This is a genomic window from Capnocytophaga periodontitidis (genome assembly GCF_016126015.1).
GTDB lineage: Bacteria > Bacteroidota > Bacteroidia > Flavobacteriales > Flavobacteriaceae > Capnocytophaga > Capnocytophaga periodontitidis.
Window position 1 is genome coordinate 445586 of sequence record NZ_JAEFDB010000001.1, and the last position, 18833, is coordinate 464418.

The 18833-nt window shown below is 41.4% G+C and carries 32 protein-coding genes and 1 pseudogene; 32 read left to right on the plus strand and 1 reads right to left on the minus strand.

From position 1 onward, the window contains the following. Positions 1 to 140: 140 nt before the first annotated feature. Complete coding sequence (locus I7X29_RS02170; protein WP_198472631.1) at positions 141 to 545, minus strand: hypothetical protein; 405 nt, start codon at positions 543 to 545, stop codon at positions 141 to 143. A gap of 72 nt (positions 546 to 617) precedes the next feature. Between I7X29_RS02170 and I7X29_RS02175 the strand changes: the two genes are divergently transcribed. The 32 genes and pseudogenes from I7X29_RS02175 (at position 618) to I7X29_RS02330 (ending at position 18831) form a co-directional block, all read left to right on the plus strand. Next, positions 618 to 845 (plus strand): hypothetical protein, encoded by a 228-nt coding sequence (locus I7X29_RS02175; protein WP_198472632.1) that lies wholly within the window; start codon positions 618 to 620, stop codon positions 843 to 845. Between the two features lie 70 nt (positions 846 to 915). Next, complete coding sequence (locus I7X29_RS02180; protein ID WP_198472633.1) at positions 916 to 1197, plus strand: hypothetical protein; 282 nt, start codon at positions 916 to 918, stop codon at positions 1195 to 1197. Positions 1198 to 1308: 111 nt separating this feature from the next. After that, the gene (locus I7X29_RS02185) at positions 1309 to 4200 is read left to right on the plus strand and encodes a hypothetical protein (RefSeq protein WP_198472634.1); all 2892 of its coding nucleotides are present in this window, start codon (positions 1309 to 1311) and stop codon (positions 4198 to 4200) included. A gap of 12 nt (positions 4201 to 4212) precedes the next feature. Beyond that, positions 4213 to 4758, plus strand: coding sequence for a MazG-like family protein (locus tag I7X29_RS02190; protein ID WP_198472635.1), 546 nt, complete (start codon positions 4213 to 4215; stop codon positions 4756 to 4758). Then, a complete protein-coding gene (locus I7X29_RS02195; RefSeq protein WP_198472636.1) occupies positions 4727 to 4990 on the plus strand; it encodes a hypothetical protein in 264 nt (87 codons plus the stop codon). The genes I7X29_RS02190 and I7X29_RS02195 overlap by 32 nt, the downstream gene beginning before the upstream one ends. Positions 4991 to 5002: 12 nt before the next feature. Then, positions 5003 to 5242, plus strand: a complete 240-nt coding sequence (locus tag I7X29_RS02200) for a hypothetical protein (RefSeq protein WP_198472637.1) — start codon at positions 5003 to 5005, stop codon at positions 5240 to 5242. After that, complete coding sequence (locus tag I7X29_RS02205; protein ID WP_198472638.1) at positions 5239 to 5496, plus strand: hypothetical protein; 258 nt, start codon at positions 5239 to 5241, stop codon at positions 5494 to 5496. The genes I7X29_RS02200 and I7X29_RS02205 overlap by 4 nt, the downstream gene beginning before the upstream one ends. Positions 5497 to 5723: 227 nt before the next feature. Next, positions 5724 to 6014 (plus strand): hypothetical protein, encoded by a 291-nt coding sequence (locus I7X29_RS02210; protein ID WP_198472639.1) that lies wholly within the window; start codon positions 5724 to 5726, stop codon positions 6012 to 6014. Positions 6015 to 6101: 87 nt separating this feature from the next. Further along, a complete protein-coding gene (locus tag I7X29_RS02215; RefSeq protein ID WP_198472640.1) occupies positions 6102 to 6317 on the plus strand; it encodes a hypothetical protein in 216 nt (71 codons plus the stop codon). After that, complete coding sequence (locus tag I7X29_RS02220; RefSeq protein ID WP_198472641.1) at positions 6304 to 6687, plus strand: type II toxin-antitoxin system VapC family toxin; 384 nt, start codon at positions 6304 to 6306, stop codon at positions 6685 to 6687. Before I7X29_RS02215 ends, I7X29_RS02220 begins: the two co-directional genes overlap by 14 nt. A 170-nt stretch (positions 6688 to 6857) precedes the next feature. Next, positions 6858 to 8933, plus strand: a complete 2076-nt coding sequence (locus tag I7X29_RS02225) for a hypothetical protein (protein ID WP_198472642.1) — start codon at positions 6858 to 6860, stop codon at positions 8931 to 8933. 12 nt (positions 8934 to 8945) lie between these two features. After that, the gene (locus tag I7X29_RS02230; RefSeq protein WP_198472643.1) at positions 8946 to 9740 is read left to right on the plus strand and encodes a hypothetical protein; all 795 of its coding nucleotides are present in this window, start codon (positions 8946 to 8948) and stop codon (positions 9738 to 9740) included. Beyond that, complete coding sequence (locus I7X29_RS02235; protein WP_198472644.1) at positions 9740 to 10114, plus strand: hypothetical protein; 375 nt, start codon at positions 9740 to 9742, stop codon at positions 10112 to 10114. Before I7X29_RS02230 ends, I7X29_RS02235 begins: the two co-directional genes overlap by 1 nt. Position 10115: 1 nt before the next feature. Next, on the plus strand, positions 10116 to 10655 hold the full coding sequence (locus I7X29_RS02240) for a hypothetical protein (RefSeq protein ID WP_198472645.1): 540 nt from the start codon (positions 10116 to 10118) through the stop codon (positions 10653 to 10655). 33 nt (positions 10656 to 10688) lie between these two features. After that, positions 10689 to 11150 carry a hypothetical protein gene (locus I7X29_RS02245; RefSeq protein WP_198472646.1) on the plus strand — a complete coding sequence of 154 codons (462 nt, stop codon included), beginning with the start codon at positions 10689 to 10691 and terminating at the stop codon, positions 11148 to 11150. A 31-nt stretch (positions 11151 to 11181) separates the two neighbouring features. Further along, positions 11182 to 11769, plus strand: coding sequence for a hypothetical protein (locus I7X29_RS02250; protein ID WP_198472647.1), 588 nt, complete (start codon positions 11182 to 11184; stop codon positions 11767 to 11769). Between the two features lie 86 nt (positions 11770 to 11855). Next, a complete protein-coding gene (locus I7X29_RS02255; protein ID WP_198472648.1) occupies positions 11856 to 12227 on the plus strand; it encodes a hypothetical protein in 372 nt (123 codons plus the stop codon). After that, entirely contained in the window at positions 12227 to 12532 is a 306-nt protein-coding gene (locus tag I7X29_RS02260; protein ID WP_198472649.1) for a hypothetical protein, read from the plus strand. The genes I7X29_RS02255 and I7X29_RS02260 overlap by 1 nt, the downstream gene beginning before the upstream one ends. A gap of 1 nt (position 12533) precedes the next feature. Then, a complete protein-coding gene (locus I7X29_RS02265) occupies positions 12534 to 13433 on the plus strand; it encodes a hypothetical protein (protein ID WP_198472650.1) in 900 nt (299 codons plus the stop codon). Then, positions 13411 to 13560 carry a hypothetical protein gene (locus tag I7X29_RS02270; RefSeq protein WP_198472651.1) on the plus strand — a complete coding sequence of 50 codons (150 nt, stop codon included), beginning with the start codon at positions 13411 to 13413 and terminating at the stop codon, positions 13558 to 13560. The genes I7X29_RS02265 and I7X29_RS02270 overlap by 23 nt, the downstream gene beginning before the upstream one ends. Positions 13561 to 13588: 28 nt before the next feature. Then, entirely contained in the window at positions 13589 to 14086 is a 498-nt protein-coding gene (locus I7X29_RS02275; protein WP_198472652.1) for a hypothetical protein, read from the plus strand. Positions 14087 to 14106: 20 nt separating this feature from the next. Beyond that, on the plus strand, positions 14107 to 14619 hold the full coding sequence (locus tag I7X29_RS02280) for a flagellar basal body-associated FliL family protein (protein ID WP_198472653.1): 513 nt from the start codon (positions 14107 to 14109) through the stop codon (positions 14617 to 14619). A gap of 4 nt (positions 14620 to 14623) precedes the next feature. Next, complete coding sequence (locus I7X29_RS02285; protein ID WP_198472654.1) at positions 14624 to 15184, plus strand: carboxypeptidase-like regulatory domain-containing protein; 561 nt, start codon at positions 14624 to 14626, stop codon at positions 15182 to 15184. Positions 15185 to 15186: 2 nt separating this feature from the next. Further along, a complete protein-coding gene (locus I7X29_RS02290) occupies positions 15187 to 15549 on the plus strand; it encodes a hypothetical protein (protein ID WP_198472655.1) in 363 nt (120 codons plus the stop codon). Between the two features lie 11 nt (positions 15550 to 15560). Further along, positions 15561 to 15863: a phage holin family protein gene (locus I7X29_RS02295; protein WP_198472656.1), complete on the plus strand. Its 303-nt coding sequence runs from the start codon at positions 15561 to 15563 to the stop codon at positions 15861 to 15863. A gap of 12 nt (positions 15864 to 15875) precedes the next feature. After that, positions 15876 to 16367: a hypothetical protein gene (locus I7X29_RS02300; protein ID WP_198472657.1), complete on the plus strand. Its 492-nt coding sequence runs from the start codon at positions 15876 to 15878 to the stop codon at positions 16365 to 16367. Between the two features lie 6 nt (positions 16368 to 16373). Then, positions 16374 to 16955, plus strand: a complete 582-nt coding sequence (locus I7X29_RS02305) for a hypothetical protein (RefSeq protein WP_198472658.1) — start codon at positions 16374 to 16376, stop codon at positions 16953 to 16955. A gap of 16 nt (positions 16956 to 16971) precedes the next feature. Beyond that, a complete protein-coding gene (locus I7X29_RS02310) occupies positions 16972 to 17439 on the plus strand; it encodes a hypothetical protein (RefSeq protein WP_198472659.1) in 468 nt (155 codons plus the stop codon). Between the two features lie 70 nt (positions 17440 to 17509). After that, positions 17510 to 17908, plus strand: a pseudogene (locus I7X29_RS02315) (YcbK family protein); the annotation flags it as partial. An 87-nt stretch (positions 17909 to 17995) separates the two neighbouring features. Further along, entirely contained in the window at positions 17996 to 18136 is a 141-nt protein-coding gene (locus I7X29_RS02320) for a hypothetical protein (protein ID WP_198472661.1), read from the plus strand. Further along, positions 18126 to 18341: a hypothetical protein gene (locus I7X29_RS02325; protein ID WP_198472662.1), complete on the plus strand. Its 216-nt coding sequence runs from the start codon at positions 18126 to 18128 to the stop codon at positions 18339 to 18341. The genes I7X29_RS02320 and I7X29_RS02325 overlap by 11 nt, the downstream gene beginning before the upstream one ends. A gap of 4 nt (positions 18342 to 18345) precedes the next feature. Continuing rightward, the gene (locus I7X29_RS02330) at positions 18346 to 18831 is read left to right on the plus strand and encodes a hypothetical protein (protein ID WP_198472663.1); all 486 of its coding nucleotides are present in this window, start codon (positions 18346 to 18348) and stop codon (positions 18829 to 18831) included. Positions 18832 to 18833 lie beyond the last annotated feature (2 nt).

An 18833-nucleotide genomic window follows, 5' to 3' on the forward strand; every position in this document is an offset into this window, starting at 1 on the left:
CTTGTAAATTGTGGATTTGAATAGAAGAAATATTTCCATTCATTTAAGGTTCCCTCTCTATGGGAGAGATTTGCCCAAAGAAAGGGCGAGGCAAAAATAATAAATAAAACCTAAAAACAATGAAAAAAGAAACACCCTTACTAAACCTTCTCGGTATCAGCGCTTGCCTTGTTGCTATTCTTTATTTGTCCAAAGACATAGCCAATGAGAGCACTTACAAGCGTTGCATAAATAGTTTCGCTAATGCGTTGCGCGAATACCAAAAGGCTCAAGCAAATAAAAACACCAGCCACCAGCCCAGTATAAGTCCACAAGTGAGTGCGCCTATTACGCCTCCACGACTCCATACGCCGCTCCTCAAAAATAATTTTACGTTTCCGGATGCCCACACCGTCTACCGCGGGAGTAGTAACTTTACCCTCAATAGCTTTAGCGATACTAAAAAGCAAAGCCTGTACACCCTCATTCTTAAGAACATTTTCAATCATCTGTGGCACATTGCTTTGCTGTTTTGCATTGTCTTGATTTTCTTGTACTTCTTGCATATCATCTAATTTTAAAACGCAAATATAATAAATATAACCTTAGAACAATTAGAAACACTAATAAAATAACAAATGATACAAGCACAAACCATTTCCGTAACACTAAAAACCGAAATACAACAACGTATCGACGACACCGTCATCGCCATTCTACACCTCAAAACCAACACACCACAGCGAACCATAAAAAAATGGCTACAAGAGGCAAGCAGCAAACTCACACATTATTCATTCCTCATAGCCCTTTCCGAAATCTTTAGTACCCCCATCGAAAAACTCATCGACATACACCGCCAGTAGGGGCGTTTTGCAAACGCCCTCAAACCAAACACAAACCGAACACGAAGCGAACACGTAAAACCATAAAACAATGAATCACATAAACCAAGTTACCCGCATTCTAAACGCCTTGTACAACATCGAATACCTCAAAGTACTATGTACAACCGTCGAAAACGATATGCTAATCATCGACTTATCCTACCGAAACGAGAATGCTATAAGCGATATATACAACCGCCTCGCTGGTGGACACCTTAGTCTTAACAGCAATATAGGCGTTGCGCAACTCTCTTTCTTACTTACTGAATTAGACCAAGAAGACCCACAAAATACAACAATAATAGCTTTCGCCTACCCCGATGAAGATTAAATAATGTTAGTCAGTTCGTTAGTGAAGCCGTGCTACCTGCGCAATATCGGCACGGCTTTATTTTCCAATAAACAACTGGCAATTACCCCATACCCTAACACCTAAAAACTAATGAATAACGACTACAAGTACACCCCTGAAGAACTATACGCCCACACTAACAAAGGACTTGATATACTCTACCGTTACGAACCCGCCTGCATAGGCTGTATGGGTGCCAAAAACTTCAAATTCAACAAAGGTGAACGCACCGCCTCTGCCTCTCTTTTCATTCCAAAGGGAGAGAACTTTTGGGCGATAAAAGACTTCTCCAGTGGCGAATTTATTACCCCCATACAACTCGTTCAAAAGTACACCGGCAAAGAATTTGGCGAAGCCCTCAAGGACTTGTACGCCGAATTTAACGTACCCACAACCGACAAAGTATTCCAAAGCAACGTAACTTTTCGCGAAGACACCACCCTACCCGAAAACTATTGGAAAATTATCGCAAAACCAAAAATCGAAAACCCACAAGTATATTCCCGCTTTGTAACCGCCGAACTACTCGAAAGTTTCGGTATCATCGAAATTGATTACACCGAACGCCGTACCAAAAGCGGAAAAATAATGCGTGTAACCAACACACCCGCCTACCCAATGTTCGCCTATTCCGATAACTACGAGCAATGGGCAAAAACCTATTGCCCAAAAGAATCTAACAAATCCTACAAACACTCTTATTTCGGACAAAAACCCACCCACTACGTACACGGCTACAAGCGTATCCTCGATAAAATAGGCAATAATTATGAGCGCATAATGGAACTCCAAAAACGTATGGAAAAACCAGAAACCAGCGATTTAGAAAAAGAAATGTTCCAAGAAGAATTAAACGAAATGCTCCTCCCATACATCATAATATGCTCTGGTGGGTCTGACGGCGTATCCGTCGCCTCACTATCCGAAGAATTCAATCCTGTATGGTGCAATTCCGAAGCCGAAATCATAACACCTACCATATACCACGAACTAAAAAAACTCACCAAAAACCTAATAAACCTACCCGATTTAGACCCCTCAGGCATAAAATTCGCCTACAAATACTCACTACAATACTGGAAGTTACCCACCGCATTCCTCCCCAACTACTATTTCACCGATGAAGACGGAAACACCAAAGGCAAAGACTTTCGCGACTACCTCCTACATCGCGACTTTACACACGCCTCAAAAGAATATATAACCAAAAAATTCAAAGAACAATTAAGCGTTGCCGTATCCTGCAACTTTGTAATGCTAAATGAGCGAAAACAATACCGCGTAAACGCCCGAAACCTATTCTATTTCCTCAACTGTCATAACTTTTTCGGATACAAACCCGAATTTGTAACCGACAAAAATCCCAATGAAACCGACGATATACTAATCCAAATAAACAAACACAAAATAAAAGTACCCACCTCAAAAGATATACGCCAATACTGCCAAGAATTCCTTATCCGTCAAGGAACCTCCCCCGACGTGCTCGAAATGCTCGAAAAAACAAACGCCCTACGAGCCTCCGACCTCGTCAATCTACCCGCACGCACCCTCGACTTTACCAACTACGGCGCCGATTATCAAATCTTTTTCTTTGATAACATATCCGTAAAAGTAACAGCCTCCCAGCTACAAACCGTAACCGATAAAGACATCACCTGCTACGTGTGGGACAAACACATCATATCCAACCGATTCACCGCCCTGCCCTCATTCTTTGAAATGTACCAAGATGAAGCAGGCAACCAGCGCGTACATATACACCAAACCGATTGTGAATTTATGAACTTTATAATCAACGGAAGCCGCGTACACTGGGAAACCGAAAAAGAACAAAACCCCGATTTCCGCAAAACCTATATACTCAACAGCCCACACCTTACCGAGCAACAGCAAATCACCCAAGAACGCCACTTTCTCGGCAAATGCTTTGCCATTGGCTACCTCCTCCACAAATACAAAAAACGCGGCTTTGAAAAATACGTATACGTAATGGACGACAAAGTAAAGGACAGCGTAACCGAAAACAACGGACGAAGCGGTAAAGGGCTAATGATTAACGGGCTACGAGAACTCGCACCCTATTTCTATCGAGGCGGTAAAAACCCCGACCTATTCCGCGACAAACACCTATTCGGGACCTACAAAGGCGAACCACTCATCTATTTTGACGACTTGCACGCCTCAATACCCTTTTCCGAAGTATACACCTACGTAACCGACGGTATCACCGTAAACGAAAAAACAAAAGGCGACTACCATATACCCTACGAAAAAGCACCAAAAATGGTAGGAACCTACAACCACGCCATACGCAATATGACAAGTAGCGATATAGGGCGAATCCTATTCGTAACATTTTCCGATTATTACTACTTTTCACTCACCGACAAGTTTCAACCCATCGACGACTTTGGGCACGCCTTTTTCCAAGACTGGGACGAAAAACAGTACAACCTATTCTATAACTTTATGCTACAGTGCTTGCAATTTTTCCTTGCCAATCAGCACGCACCAGTGCTATCGCCTATCGAAAACCTACAAATAAACACCCTCAAAGCCTCCATAGGCGACAACTTTATGGAATGGGCAGAAGAATATTTTTGTGAAGAAAACCTAAACCGAGAAATACTAAAAAAAGAAATGTACGACGACTACCGCAATGTAGTCGGCAAAATGGCAGTACAAATAAAGAATTTCAAAAAGAACATCGCCCTATTTTGCCAACTCAAAGGCTACGTATTCAACCCAAAAGAACTATGCAATTCACAAGGCTACATCAAGCGCACCGTTTACAACCCCGATAACACCCGCACCACCAAAGAATACTTCTTTGTAGGTATCCCCAAAGACGAAACCAACCCACAAACCCCCAACCCAGCAGCCAACCCAGCAACCACCACCCCGTCCCACCCGTCCGCCTTGTCCGACCCGTCCAACGACGACAACGACCCCGATTTATTCAACGATTTACCCTATTAAAACCATAAAACAATGAGAACAATCCAAGAACTCGTGCCCCTTATCCAAGAATGGGCAAAAGAAAGAGAAATCTATAAGAAAATAACACGTTTTAACCAGCTCATCAAAACCCACGAGGAAGTCGGTGAGCTCATAAAAGCGTGTTATGACAACGACAAAACCGCTATTCAGGACGCTATTGGCGATGTAATGGTAACACTTATTAACTACTGCTATATGGAAAGAATAGACGTATTAGAGCAAATCAATGATGTTTTGAATTTTGAAAGAAATCGAGGGAATAGCAAAGTAGTGTTAGCATTAAACATTCAAGATAGTTTAAATCGTCTAATGCACGCTAATTTCAGATTATTAGGGATAGGTGGAGAAACGCCCTTTTTGTATTTTTACGAAATCATTACCATAATTGGTTATTTAGATGATATAGCCTTCTTAGAAAACACCACCCTTGAGGAGTGTATAAACATCGCCTACAACGAAATTAAAAACCGAAAAGGCAAGATTATTAACGAAAAATTTATCAAAGATGAACACCGAAAACAGCAAAACAGATTTTAAACTAATAAAATTCTCATTAGAATTTGAACGTGGTTATTCTTGGAAAGAATTACCAGAAGAGCAACAAAATAGATACGAGGGGTATGTAAAATTCAGCAATGATATAAATGAAGAATTTATCTTAAAAGTCGATGATGATATTTCATTGCAAATCATAAAATTTATAGCCAATAAACTCGCTGAAAATGCCGAAAACCTTGTGAAAAACATTACTAACTGCTTAAAAACGTAAAACCATAAAACAATGAACCTCGACCTATTCCCCAAAGCATTCTCCTACTGCCTACAGCGAGGCATAACAGTAGAGTGCGAAGCAAAAGACTACTACGGCAACCGCATACAACTGCACGTAAAGCGCAAAGGCAAAATAGTAGACTCCAGCAAACAATACTACAACAACAAAAACGTTTCCGACAAACAAAAAGAAATATACATCACCCTATACGAACGAGAATTAAAGAAAAACAAACAACAAACCCTATGAATTTGAAAGTACTCACAACCGTAAAAACCAAAAAACAACTATACGAACTATATTTGCCCTACTGGAGCGAACGACACCTACGCTTTGCAATCAACGACATTGTAAGAAGCTATCGCCCTTTTGTAGGCAACAAATGCAAAAACATCACCTTCCAAGAATTCCTCACCTTTGTAGAACTCTATGGAGCCCCAGAAGGATACACCCTATCCGATGAACTCCAACACGAAATAAAAAACCGAAAACTAAAAGTATAAAATTTGCCAATTCAAAAAATAGTCGTATGTTTGCACCGCAAAACATACATAGAGGGCGTAAACCGCTCTAATAAATAGTGCGGATTTTTTATATCCGTACCTCACCTATATAAGGTTTAGTACCCCCTTGCGGATAGTTAATGCTACCGCAACCGCCCTCGTGTGTGTTTTGCAAAGGGAAAGGCTAAACCTTTTAGTAATTTTAGCCTATTATATTTTTTTCAAAAGTGCAAAATAATGAAAAGAATGTAGCAATGGTGAATAACAGTATCCTTTGCCACACGCCCAACGGTGCGACAACCGTCCCTTACAACTTCAATATTGAAGCCGTAAGTAAGTTTTTCAAATCAGTAACCGCCAAAGAGTTTGCCAAGATGATACGCACACTCAACTACAAAGCCTCTCTTATATGGCTTGAAAACCCACAAGATGTATCACCTAATCTCACCGTCGCAATGTCCTACCTTAATGAGTTTGCTGAAGCGATAGACCCCTATTTCTACAACGACGAAATTTAATCAAAGAAATTTGCCAATTAGCACAATTTGTTAATTGGCAAAATTTTTGTATCTTTGCACCATACAAACAAAAAAACACTCAATATTATGCCCGCAACAGCTACAATCACAACCACACGCACCACAAGCAAAACCAGCACCCGCAAGGGCTTGGGACTTGTAATGCCCAAACCTAAAACCGTATCTTCTAAGAAAAAAACAGAAGATGTATCTTGGGGAGAATTACAAGATATTACTAAAAAACTAATAAAAGAAGGAAAACTAAAACCTTTTGATAAAAAATACGTATATGGTAATTTGTGATACAAACATTATAAGTAAATACCTTGAAAGAGTCCCAAAGGTAGTTGAAAATATTGAAGCAATAGGTATAGAAAATATTGCCATAACACCAGTAATACTCATTGAACTAAATAAATGGTTAAGTGTTTTTAAGGGTATTGACAAACCTACACGACAAAAGTACAAAAAGAAATTTGATACCTTAAAAATGCTACATCTCAACAAAGGTATATCCGAACTCTCCATTGATATATCTAAAAAAGACAATAGCCTTGATCCTGCCGATATTCTTATCGGTGCTACGGGAGTGTATTACGATTTACCTGTATACACCCACAATCTAAAACACTTCAAACTTATCAAAGGTATTACACTATACAACGAAAAGTAACAATCTCCTAAACACCTTCCTCCTCCAAGCCCGCCCATAAAGCGGGCTTTCTTACTTCCGTGTCTAACCAATAGCGACCGTTTCTCACAGCTTCGTGCCGTTTCTGACAAAAGTACCTCCCCACCATACTATATTTGCCCCCGAATATTAATAACCTTAAATCGCATAATATGAGTATAACAGCAGACGAGATTAATAGGGGGCTACACCGCGAAGTGCGCACTGGCGCGCTCTATGGTGCTTTTATGCCCCCCTCCGACTGCTCCTCTACCAAGCTCGGCAACGGCGACACCTCTTTTGCTATCCAAAATATGGCAAAAACAGCCCGCAAGTACCAGCACCACACCCGCGATTTAACCCTAAAGTTTTTCAGTGGAATGCCCCTCGAAAAACTTTGTAATGATATTCACCAATTCTTGTATTGGCACTTTCAATATAGTATCGACGGCGACAAACAGCTACTGCGTTCCCCCGCTTGTAGCTGGCTCTCCCGTTTCGACGGTATCGACTGCAAAAGCTACAGCATATTTGCCTCAACAATACTCCTCAATGCAGGAATAAAGCACTATATGCGCCGTATTAAGCAAGCAATGAACCCCAACGGCTTCACCCACGTATACGTAGTAGTACCGAAAAACCAAAAAACCGCAAATCTCACACAAGGTTATTACGTAATCGACGGTACCATCAACACAATGCAAGAACTGCCATACCTCGAAAAAGACGATGTATCGGTTTATCATAATGAAAAGTCTGGTTTATCATCGCCCCTACCTACAATGCTCACAAGCGACACCCGACATCAAAAACGGCAAGCGTGGCGAGCATTTGTAGAGGCGATAGATAATATCGGAAAACTCAACCCTAATAACCCCGAACTCGCCCACCTCAAAGCGCGTGTATACCAACTCGCCAAAGAGAAACAAACCAATGTACCTTTCAAGATAGACGGCTTTACAATCACCCTCGACGGACGTAAATACAACCTTTGGAAAAAAGAATACGAAGCCACCGCCCTCGGTGAAGCCGATGTAAACCAGCAGTTAGAAGAGTTGCTAAACCAATCCTATGAGGCAGGCAAGCAAAATGCCGAAGCCACTGGCGCGTATCACAAGCAAAAAGCACAACAAACAGTCAATGCTGTAGGTAATGCAGCTTCAGCCACCGCTACCGCCACCATTGTAGCCATAGGAGGAAAAGCCGCTTTAGCTTCCAACGCTGTCCCTGGAGTGGGTACCATTGTAGGACTATGTATTGCCGCTGTAACCGCTATTGTAGCCCTCGCCATAATGCTTTGGGGCGACCCTTGCGCGGGTGCTTTCTACACCTCCGACTATATCAATCGCGGACTAAAAGAACAATTCTTTGAGCAGTTCAAAACCACAATGAACACCCTGCGCACCAAGTTAGAGCAGGGATTGGAGCCTACCGCTACAAGTGAACTCAATAAACTTTTGAAAGAAATAGACCTCGGTAGCGCACACTATTACCACGAATGCCAAGTACACAACCAAAAATGTAGTACCGAAACACTAAAGAGTTACGACACATTCGTCAAAAACACCAAAAAAGCCGTTGATGATATGCTTGATATGCTCAAATTCAAGCTATCCGAAAACTTTAATGTAGCAATTATAGAACGCCAAGGCAGTGTATCCGAACGAAGTTGGTACTTCATAGTGCCCAGTGGCAAAGATGTAATATCAGCCAAATACCGCTTCCTAAAAGTAGAAAGCCGCGACAAGAAAAAAGGCATATATCCTTATGGAAGCGAACAGAGTTTTGACGCGTGGCTTGAAGAGAATGTAACCACCTTGCGGGTAGAATACGGCGCACAACAAGCTGAAGCCTACCGTCGTGAGATGTTACCTTTCAAAGAAAAAATCGCCGCCATACGCCGTAATATATACCTCCCAGTCGTTACCCAAGTAACAATGGAAGACGAACTAAGGCGTGAGCAATACAGTATCTATCTCAAGTACGATAAAAAGTACCAACAAGAACTGTTAGACCTCGCCAAAAGCAAAACAGAAGCCTACAACCTTGCCAATAAAACATTTTGGGAAGAACTCAAAAAAATACGAGCCCAACGCCTATACGAAGAGCAACACAGCGACGAAAATCGCCGTAAAATCGCACAATCAGAAGCAAATAGAATGGTAGGGCTCGAAAACAAAAAACTCCTAAACCTCGCCCTTGTTGGCGCATTAGGAATAGGAGTACTAACACTCATCAGCAAAAACTAATACTTAAAAAATATGTTTGATACAATAGCACAAAACAGAATTGCACGCGCCTCCTTATCCTCACCCTGCCAAGGATTAGGAGGTTGCGACCCTCACCGCGCACGCGCACAAAGAGCAGAAGCTCATTTTGTAGAAGTGCGAGACCGTTTGAATGAACTTATCAAAGAACGTGATAACTATAACAACGGAATGCAACAAAAAGAATACGTATTACTTGAGCAAAAGCAACAAAAAATAAGAGATGATAACAATAAATTAGATGCTGAAATCGCACGTACAAAAGTAATCGTAGACGCGTGGGAAAACAACCCAAAACAACAAGCCGAAGTTGAAGGATTAGGTTGGGGTTGGTGGGATAGAAACATCAAAGGAACTTGGAATAAAGCTTTTTCTTGCGACACCTACACTGAACGCGAAAAAGAGTGGATAGAAAAAGTGCGCCCTTATGAACAATGGGTAGCAGGAGTTACTTCCGATATAAATAACGCAAAGCAACGATTATCACCAGAAAATTTGCAACAACAGCGAAACACTTTGGCTGAACTTGAAAAATTAAACGCTCAAAAACGCGACCTACTCAATAGCTATAATAAGCGTATCGCCGACGCCCGTACCAGCTACCAAGCCAACAAAGACGCTCAAAAACTCGCCCTCGAACGCGAAGCACAAGAAGCAGCCGCCAAAGAGCAAGCCAAAGCAACCGCCAAAGAGCAAGCCAAGCAAACACAAACTATAATATTAGTAGGCGCAGCAATCGTAGGAGGCTACCTATTATTCCGTAAATCACCCACAAAAGTAAACGCATAATGAATACTGGAGCCCTATTAAACGGCATAAGCAATGGGCTAACATTAGCACAACAAGGCAAAGACTTGTACGATAGTTTTGGCAACAAAAACAATGACAATGGCAACAGCGGTAATACCGTAGTAAACGAAAATCACTACCACGTTACCAAAAGCAAAGAAGAACTCGAAATAGAACGCCAACGCCTCGAGTTAGAGCGCCAGCAAGCCTCATTTGCCAACGCCACCGCCCGAAGCCAGCACGCCGAAAAACTTAGAAACGAACGTAAAATCGTCGATAGTATCACCGATAAAGGTAGCGATAACACCGCCTTATATATGTTAGGAGGTATCCTCTTCTTAGGTTTTATTATCGTCTTAATGAGAAAAAAATAAAATGGAAGCAAAATTAGCAGTATATCAACTCGCCGCACCCTGCACCACTTGTAACAGTGGAGGTATGGGAGGATTCTTTGATTTTCTAAAGGCAAACCCCGAAAAAAAAGCACAACGCCAGCAAAATCGACAAATCAGACAAGAACAACGCCAGCAAAATCGTGTAATACGGCAAGAGTTACGAGAAAAAAAAGGCGGTAATATCTTTCAGCGTAACAATATTACAGCAGGCACAACACTCGAACGTCTAACACAGTTAGTAGATTTAGCAGGAGGAGCCGCCAATGTTATCAATTCTTTCAAAAGCGGTCAGCCAGTTCGTGTAAACGGTGAAGATTTAAGCCCAGAAGAACAAGAATACGTATACAAAACAGCAGTTGCACGCCAAAACGGCACCCTCAACGAAAGCAATAGTAATAGTATGTTCCAACAGCTAATGTTAGCTAAAATGTTAGACGACAATAAGAAAGACAATACCCCCCTATACATCGGGCTCGGTGCCGCCGCACTTATTGTTATCGTCCTAATGATGAAAAAATAACACCCTATAACAATTTAAAAACAATCAGAAAAAATGAGCAAAATTAATCAAAAAACACTCACCGAAAGTGCTACAACAGCAGCAGGTGTCGTAGCAGGCGCTATGGTTTCACGAGTTGCCGCCGACAAGCTATCAGGCGTACTCAAAAAACCACTCTTGCGCCACGGAGCTCTCGCCCTTGCAGGACTTGCCCTTGCCGCCTTTGCTACCCCAAAAGAAACAAGCGGTAAACTCCTCCAAAGTGCTGGTGCAGGTATGGCAGCTACCCAACTCACCGAAGTACTCAAAAGCGTACTCACCAAGGAAAATGAACCGATGAAAGACGGTATCCTCAAAACAGCCCTCGGAGCCCCAGCCGAAGAAACCACCGTATACGTAGATAGCAGTAGCAATTACGACTACTACCCTTACGAAGAAGTAGACAACCCCTTTGAAGAACAACCACAACAACAAAACTTGTTCCTCTCAGGAGCCGACCTATTCGCAGAAGCCTAATTATTAATAAACACTTAAAACACAAACACAAATGAATGAGTATTTTGTAAATGAAGAGCAATACCAACGTGTTGCCACATTCCTCGCCCGCCAAGCAGCCAAATTCAACCTCTCACCAGAAGTAATGGCACGTATGAAACCCACCCCAAGTGAATTATACGTAAACGCACTAATCAACTTAGGAGGTAACGTACCACTCCTCAACGGAAACAGCACCCAAGAAGTAGGGGTAACAAACTTTGACGGTAACCGCCTCGACAACGGTCGCTTCTTTGTCATCGATGCAGTAACCCTATTGTACGGCGAAGCCGCTGCAAGCAAAAAAGTATGGGAAGTCGCTTATAACAAGGAACTCCCAGCCGAATTGTTAGCCTCAACCCTCGTATTGCGTCAAAACGGTGAAGTAATTGTAAAATTACCTGTAGCCAGCATCAACAACGCCAAAAAATCTGACGAATTTTACCGTCGTCTTGGAGCCTTGGCACTCATTGAGCCTACACAAACCGTCGAAGTAACCATCGAAAGCCCTGCAGGAAGCACCATTACCCCTGCAACCAGTGGCGACAAATCTTTCGTACAAGTCCTATTCAAAGGCTTTGAAACTTATATGAAACGATAAGAGTAAGTGCCATTTTGTCAGTTTGCCAATGTGTCTATCACATTGGCAAACTGACAAAATAAACTAATTAACAAATTGAAAACAAGATGACAAGTAGTATAATAACAAACCGCGTTAATGTTAAGATACCCAACGGGCAAAAAGCGCAAACCGAATACGTTACACTTGAAAAAGGTAAATGCGTAGGCGTGTACTTTATTCCTTTCAAAAACTATAACCCCGAATTTGCTATCGAAATGAGTGTGCGCGACCCTCAATCAAACACTATTATTGAGCCCGTCGATTACCGCGATTTTCAGCACAAAGGAGGTGGACATATCCAAGGAATGAAGCAAGTTGGCTTTGAGTGCAACAACAACAAATTCCAAGTTGCTGTCTTGGCAGATCAAAACTTAACCGACGATTTCATCGGTGAATTAATCTTTACCATTCAACGCGATTGCAACTGTAACGAATAATGAGAAAAGGACTATTATATCGCCACCGTATCACCGATGATACCGTATTCGATTTCTATCGCGACACAAACGCCCAAGGAGTCGTCGGACTCACAGTTCGCAACGACGGTGAAACCTCATTTATCATCGATGACAGCGTAGGTGAAGAATTTGCCCCACGTGAAATGTTTATGGCTGAAAACGAAATGCCTATCATAAACAATGCCTTCCGTATCAAATTCAAAAAAGAAGCAGGCAAAACCAATAGTGCCATAATGACCTATATCGTCCCCATAGTAGAAAGTAATAACTTAGAAAATCAGTAAAATGGAAAACCCAGCAGAACGTATCGAGCAGTTCCTATCCGAGAACCCCGCAAATATCATCACCGTAACACAAGGCACCGCCCGTTTAGCCAAACAAGCAGCCCCAAAGTACGGCTTCACCTTGCAGGATATACACACCCTATACGGCTCTGTAAGCGATTTTCTCAAGGCATTACCCGCAAAAGGCTTTACCACCGATGTAAAAATCGATTTAAAACGCCTCTATGGTGCAGGAGCCAAGCAAACCACCTACAAAATCGAAACCCTCACCCTCAATTTCAAAAAAGAAACACCTATGAACGAAGTCGCCCCAGCTCCCACCGCTCCCACTATTCCCACCGCTCCCACAGCCCCCACTGCTCCCACTGCTCCCACTGAATCGCCCGTGCGGCTCGCACCTCCCACCGCTATGGGATACCCAATGGGGCTCGGCTACACCCCAGTAGCCACTACCGATTGGATCAGCAGTAAAGTAATCGAGGAGCGATACAGAGACCTATTGCGCGACAACGATACCTTACGTGAAGACAATAAAGATTTACGAAGCCAAGTACGCACCCTCACCGAGGAAAAAGCCTCTCTAAGATTGCAGTTAGATACAGCAGACAAGAAGCACGAGTTGGCATTAAAAGAGGAGTTGTTGAATAAAAAAGGTTTCTGGGAAAGCCCTGCCTTTGAAAAAGTGAGTGAATCGTTAGGTGCAATAGCCCCGTTAGTTGTCGAAAAAATGATGTCAGCACCAGCACAAGCACCCGTAGCAGCTTTAGCAGGGGCTAATCTATCATTAGCAAAGAGTGAATTTATAAAGATGATAAGCAACCCTCAAATCACCGACGAAATCATAGGAGAATTGTACGAATATCTAATGCAACGAAACAATGAACAAACAACAAGCCCTTGAAAAATTAGCAACGTTAGACGAAAAAGTATTAGTACGCCTCGCAAGCCTTTCAGATAACAAAAAGGCTTTGAGTTATTTTTCTAACAGTATTCTTTGGAATGCTTTAAAAGGATTCTTAAAAATATAGCAATTGCTAATCCTTAAAAAATATGAAAATGAGTAAAAAAAATAAATTATCGGGTGCCGCCAGCGAAGTATTTGCCAAGGTAGCCACCGAAGATAACCGAAAAGCTGTATCAACTACGATTAATATAGGCTTTATCCTATTCGGTACAGTTGTTTTAGGAGTTGCAGGATACGCCTTTTATAATTTATATTGGAAAAATCGCTTTAAGAAAATGAAATACAACCCGAAAGCAGCACCAAGCAATGTGCCTCCAGCTGCTGCTTTTTCCAAAGCGAATATACTTTATACAGCAATGAGAGGAGGAGGAACTAATGAAAAAGAGGTATACAAAGCTCTTTCAGGTGTCAATTACAACGGCTTTGTTGCAATATACAATGCTTTTGGAAAACGTTCTGGTGCTTTGAATTTTTCATTAGGAAACAATGGTGATGAAGATTTGATTAGTTTCTTACAAGGTGACCTTTCAGAAAAAGAATTAGCTACCTTGAGAAACCTAATGGCATACGATGCAAGAAGTTTATTTTAAAACTATTAAAATATGAAGATATGAATGTAACAAAAAAACAAGCATATATCATTGGAGGTATAGCCTTAGTAGGGTTAGGCGTTGGTGCTTATTTTCTATTCAAAAAAGACAAAGGCGAATATGACGAACAAGCCGCTGAAAAACAAGCAAACGCACCAGAGATGCCTGTAGGTAAAACGGGTGTAAAAGTTAAGGCTACTCCCGAATACCGAGAAGAGTTATTAAAATTCGCAAAGAGTTCTGAACTGAAAGAAACTACACGTGCTTTGCTTACCAATATGAATATGAGTTGGATAGGTAGAGATAAGGAGCAAATAAAATCTTTGATATATGACAGAATCGCTACCGATGATCATATGAAGATACTAAAAGCCTATTTTCATTGCCATATATTCAACCACGGCATATACAATAAGTGTTGGGACTTGACTTCGTGGCTCAAACACGCCTTGAGTAGTGAAGACTGGAACGCAATGACACTAAGGTACCCATCTCTACAGATACCTACTGTATGTTACTGCAAAAAGAAATAATAATATGAGAAACATATTACAAAACCCTCAAACCAATACAGTAGTACAAGTAGGTACTATTGATCAATTTTCAAAAAATTGCAAAATGAAAGTCAATACACAAACATTACAAATACGGGTGATAGACAAGCTTACTAATAAACCATTAGTAGGAGCTCACGTCGTTAATGTTGATAACAAAGGCAAGGGTACAATTACCGATAAAAACGGCTATTTCTTATATCGCAACCTTGGCTTGAAAACAAGGTTGGACAAGATAAGAATATCGTATGTAGGTTATAAAGCTGTTACTATTGATGCTACTTCATTGTTATCTATTAAAGCAATTTATCTAACAATACAAGTAGAAAACCTACCAGAAGTAACCTTGTCGCCTCCTAAAAAAGAGCCTCAAACCGTACCGGCTCCAACACCTGCACCCGCACCTGCACCCGTACCACAACCTAATATCAATGTTCAACCTTCGCTCAATAAGAAAGTGAAAGAAAGTGCCAGTTGGATATGGATAGCATTAGCTATAATATCCGCTGGAGGTATATATTATTTTGCAACTAAAAAGAAATAAAAATGACAGGAAAATTTTCTTTTGCCTCTATAACAGGCAATAACAATGGTAATAATAATGGAAAAGGTGCCTCTGCTGAAGGTTTTCGCATTATTGAAATAGATACACCTACCTATGAGGTAAAAGAACAAGAATCGGGCAGTATGTTACTTGTAACAAGTAGAGAGTGTCTATTAAATTTTTCAAAAGTCAATCAAACAAGTACTTTTATTCTCTACTTTATACCGTCAGACCTTAGAGAGCCTAATGTTTCTTTTGAAAGTAATAACAAAGAAATAGTAGGAGTGGATAACTTTAGTATGAGACAAATGCCATTGTTTATTACAGTTCACAAAGGTAAGATTTATACAGCCCCAATCTCTTAATTTACTAAAATATGCAAACACTTTTAGATTTATTTTACAAGTACAGTGGCTTTTTACTAGCTGGAGTAATAGGCGCTTCTATCAACAAACTACGTAAACGAATGAGTTGGAAGCGTTTTTTTCGTTCGTGTATCATCGCTGTATTTACCTCTTTATGTGCAGGCGTGTTATTCCTACACCTTATGCAATTACCTATCCCAGTCGTAAACGCCCTATGCGGTATTGTAGGAGTATTCTCCGAATCTATACTCGACGAAGCTGAGGAATTTATCAATAATGTATCAGAAATTCTGAAGAAAAAGTTTGAAAATTAATACCTTTTACCTATGAAAAACATATTTTTCTTTATAATTCTATTATGTAGTATGTTCATTTTGGGCTGTCGTACCTATAAAGCAGAGAAACAGTCTACCGTACAAAAAACAACCGACACTATATGGATAGATCGTACCCTCCCCATCCACGACACCCTATACATACCCATAACACCACCACACACCGGCAACAACCAGTGCGACACCCTATGCCAGCAACAACTACAACAACTCCTCGAACGCCTCAACACCACCAAACACAGCAGGCAAAACAACTACGGTATCTATTACGACAAATACCGCCAACAACTCATACTATACCAAAACCTACAACAACAACTCAATACCTATAAATCACACAATCAACAAATACAAACCTCACTCTACAAAATGCAACCCGTACCCTATGTACCCACGTGGATAAAAATACTTGCCGCCATAGGTATATTAGTAGTAATCTATATATGCTATAGAATCTCCCGATTTTTTACCCTAAAACCCTAACACCCTATGAAAGTAAAATACCTCATCATCGGTGGAACACTCATCGGCGCATTCGCCCTAATGAGCTTTATCAAAGCCAAAACCGCACAAGCCAAAGATGTATTCGAGAAAATACTCTTCAAAGTAGGCTTCCCCAAAAACTTCGATATAAGCACCACACGCCTGCGCTTCTATATCGATTTCACCCTACAAAACCCCACCGCACAAGATTTCACCGCACGCACTGGCAACCTCATCACAGCCAAAGCCTACCGCGTATATCGAGGCAATGAAGTAGTAGCCTTTGGCGACCTCGGCAATATCGATGGCGTAACACTCCCCGCTGGCGGAAGCTACACATTCAAAGATATATACGTCGAAATCCCCACCACCGACCTCGCCAAACATATCCTCAACATATCAGGAGGATTCTCAAGTTGGGGCAACCTCTTAAAAGGCACATTCTCAAAAGACAAAACCAACAACAACACCCAAACCTTTGTAAACACCCTCAAAGCCAACAGCCAGCAATTCCTAAAAGAATTGCGCTACGAAGTAGACGTCGAAGGCTTTGGACAGCTATACACCTTTAACAAAAACATCATATAGCAATTAGTAGTTAAAAATGGATTTCAGAAACACCACATACAAGCGCGGTATACGCAACAACAACCCAGGGAACATCATCATCAACAACACCCCTTGGGAAGGACTCGTGCCACTCCCTCAAAACACCGACGGCAAATTCCAACAGTTCAAAACATTAGAACACGGATTGCGCGCCCTAATGACCAACGCACGCACCTATATTCTAAAATACGGCGCCAACACCATAGAGAAGCTAATGAGCAAATGGGCACCACCACACGAGAACGACACGAAAAAGTACATCAATTTCATCGCCACACAACTCAACATCAGCCCCACACAAACCCTCACCAAAACCGACCTTACTCAAAAGTTTTTCATCACCATAGCCAAAGCCATCGCCCAAATGGAGTGCGCCCCCGACCACGTGCGTATTCCTCAAGCCTCTTACGAAAAAGCCCATAGTATGATGAGCCCCTTAAAAGACGAAAAAAAAAAGGAATAGGCGCAACTCTACTGTTTATAGCTTTAGCCTATGGAACATATTACTGGTATAAGAAAAATATAAAAATAAGAAAATGAATCTAACAAAACACTTTACCCGACAAGAATTCGACTGCAACGACGGCACCCCCGTACCTGCACAGTATATGAGCAACGTAATAGAACTCGCCAAACAACTCGAAGTATTGCGCACCGCCGTCGGCAACAAACCCATAAATATCAACAGTGGATACCGCACCCCCACCTACAACGCAACCCTAAAAGGAGCTGCAAAAGATAGTCAGCACCTCCAAGCCAAAGCCGCCGACATCACTATACAAGGACTCACCGCCTTACAAGTATACAACATCATCGAAAAACTCATCGCCCAAGGCAAAATGAAACAAGGCGGTTTAGGACTCTACGACACTTTTGTACACTACGACATACGAGGCAACGCCTCCCGTTGGAACCTCACAAAAAAAAAGTAAAACAAGTAGCAACACAAGTAAAGAATATCAGCATAATAGGCACAATAACCCTCTTAGCTCTTACCTCTTATCTCATAACTAAAAAATATGGCAAAAAATCAAACACAAAAAAGTAATACTAAAAACAACGATAAAGGCTACTGGCAAGCCTCTATAGCCCTATCAGCCCTCAACGTACTCATAATGCTATACCAATTAACATTGCACAAAAAAACAAATGCAAATTAAATCTATCATACAAGGCTACCGTAACGCCCTCTTCCGCGACGACCTCCACATCGAAGCCGAAGCCTTGCGCCGTCTCGAAATCTGTAAAAACTGCCCCTTGCAAAAAACAATAATGGGAGTAAAATGCTGTGGCGTTTGCGGGTGCCCACTTGCAGGACTCACCCGCCAAAACACAAAAGTCTGTAAAAAATGGAAAAAACAATAAAGATATGAGTTTCTTAAACACCTTAAAAGCAGTAGAAAGCCTAAATCAAACGACAGTTATACAAAAAAGTTTAGACACCTATAACCTTACTCCTTACACTATTGAGGAGTTGCAAACCTATGTCAATACCCACCACCCCGCTTTTGGTGACTATCGAGGTGCGTATTACCAATGGCAAGTAAAAGCTGAAATCGCCAAACGCAAAGGGCTACCAATTCCAGAAAAACCTTCAAATCCTTTTGGTATAGATTACTCAAAAAAAACAGAAAATCGCAAAATAAACGAAATGCTTTCTGAACTTCCAAAAGACGAAAGAGTAAAGCGAATGTTAGCAATTAGCAAGGAAAATAAAGAAAAACAAACCGCACCACAAACCACACCACAACAACCCGTGAATCCCGAACTAACATTACCTAAAAAAAACAACTACACCACACTATTATTCATCGGTGGAGGACTCTTAGTTGCCTATCTATTATTCAAAAAATAATA

Bases quoted from the DNA above. Each gene is read 5' to 3' on its own strand.
- I7X29_RS02240 (WP_198472645.1), top strand. From the start codon at position 10,116: ATGGAAGCAAAATTAGCAGTATATCAACTCGCCGCACCCTGCACCACT.
- I7X29_RS02175 (WP_198472632.1), top strand. From the start codon at position 618: ATGATACAAGCACAAACCATTTCCGTAACACTAAAAACCGAAATACAA.
- I7X29_RS02220 (WP_198472641.1), top strand. From the start codon at position 6,304: ATGGTAATTTGTGATACAAACATTATAAGTAAATACCTTGAAAGAGTC.
- I7X29_RS02300 (WP_198472657.1), top strand. From the start codon at position 15,876: ATGAAAAACATATTTTTCTTTATAATTCTATTATGTAGTATGTTCATT.
- I7X29_RS02310 (WP_198472659.1), top strand. From the start codon at position 16,972: ATGGATTTCAGAAACACCACATACAAGCGCGGTATACGCAACAACAAC.
- I7X29_RS02325 (WP_198472662.1), top strand. From the start codon at position 18,126: ATGCAAATTAAATCTATCATACAAGGCTACCGTAACGCCCTCTTCCGC.
- I7X29_RS02250 (WP_198472647.1), top strand. From the start codon at position 11,182: ATGAATGAGTATTTTGTAAATGAAGAGCAATACCAACGTGTTGCCACA.
- I7X29_RS02215 (WP_198472640.1), top strand. From the start codon at position 6,102: ATGCCCGCAACAGCTACAATCACAACCACACGCACCACAAGCAAAACC.
- I7X29_RS02245 (WP_198472646.1), top strand. From the start codon at position 10,689: ATGAGCAAAATTAATCAAAAAACACTCACCGAAAGTGCTACAACAGCA.
- I7X29_RS02205 (WP_198472638.1), top strand. From the start codon at position 5,239: ATGAATTTGAAAGTACTCACAACCGTAAAAACCAAAAAACAACTATAC.
- I7X29_RS02295 (WP_198472656.1), top strand. From the start codon at position 15,561: ATGCAAACACTTTTAGATTTATTTTACAAGTACAGTGGCTTTTTACTA.
- I7X29_RS02280 (WP_198472653.1), top strand. From the start codon at position 14,107: ATGAATGTAACAAAAAAACAAGCATATATCATTGGAGGTATAGCCTTA.
- I7X29_RS02190 (WP_198472635.1), top strand. From the start codon at position 4,213: ATGAGAACAATCCAAGAACTCGTGCCCCTTATCCAAGAATGGGCAAAA.
- I7X29_RS02265 (WP_198472650.1), top strand. From the start codon at position 12,534: ATGGAAAACCCAGCAGAACGTATCGAGCAGTTCCTATCCGAGAACCCC.
- I7X29_RS02230 (WP_198472643.1), top strand. From the start codon at position 8,946: ATGTTTGATACAATAGCACAAAACAGAATTGCACGCGCCTCCTTATCC.
- I7X29_RS02320 (WP_198472661.1), top strand. From the start codon at position 17,996: ATGGCAAAAAATCAAACACAAAAAAGTAATACTAAAAACAACGATAAA.
- I7X29_RS02200 (WP_198472637.1), top strand. From the start codon at position 5,003: ATGAACCTCGACCTATTCCCCAAAGCATTCTCCTACTGCCTACAGCGA.
- I7X29_RS02285 (WP_198472654.1), top strand. From the start codon at position 14,624: ATGAGAAACATATTACAAAACCCTCAAACCAATACAGTAGTACAAGTA.
- I7X29_RS02235 (WP_198472644.1), top strand. From the start codon at position 9,740: ATGAATACTGGAGCCCTATTAAACGGCATAAGCAATGGGCTAACATTA.
- I7X29_RS02275 (WP_198472652.1), top strand. From the start codon at position 13,589: ATGAGTAAAAAAAATAAATTATCGGGTGCCGCCAGCGAAGTATTTGCC.
- I7X29_RS02255 (WP_198472648.1), top strand. From the start codon at position 11,856: ATGACAAGTAGTATAATAACAAACCGCGTTAATGTTAAGATACCCAAC.
- I7X29_RS02185 (WP_198472634.1), top strand. From the start codon at position 1,309: ATGAATAACGACTACAAGTACACCCCTGAAGAACTATACGCCCACACT.
- I7X29_RS02180 (WP_198472633.1), top strand. From the start codon at position 916: ATGAATCACATAAACCAAGTTACCCGCATTCTAAACGCCTTGTACAAC.
- I7X29_RS02195 (WP_198472636.1), top strand. From the start codon at position 4,727: ATGAACACCGAAAACAGCAAAACAGATTTTAAACTAATAAAATTCTCA.
- I7X29_RS02290 (WP_198472655.1), top strand. From the start codon at position 15,187: ATGACAGGAAAATTTTCTTTTGCCTCTATAACAGGCAATAACAATGGT.
- I7X29_RS02170 (WP_198472631.1), bottom strand. From the start codon at position 545: ATGCAAGAAGTACAAGAAAATCAAGACAATGCAAAACAGCAAAGCAAT.
- I7X29_RS02260 (WP_198472649.1), top strand. From the start codon at position 12,227: ATGAGAAAAGGACTATTATATCGCCACCGTATCACCGATGATACCGTA.
- I7X29_RS02305 (WP_198472658.1), top strand. From the start codon at position 16,374: ATGAAAGTAAAATACCTCATCATCGGTGGAACACTCATCGGCGCATTC.
- I7X29_RS02225 (WP_198472642.1), top strand. From the start codon at position 6,858: ATGAGTATAACAGCAGACGAGATTAATAGGGGGCTACACCGCGAAGTG.
- I7X29_RS02270 (WP_198472651.1), top strand. From the start codon at position 13,411: ATGAACAAACAACAAGCCCTTGAAAAATTAGCAACGTTAGACGAAAAA.
- I7X29_RS02330 (WP_198472663.1), top strand. From the start codon at position 18,346: ATGAGTTTCTTAAACACCTTAAAAGCAGTAGAAAGCCTAAATCAAACG.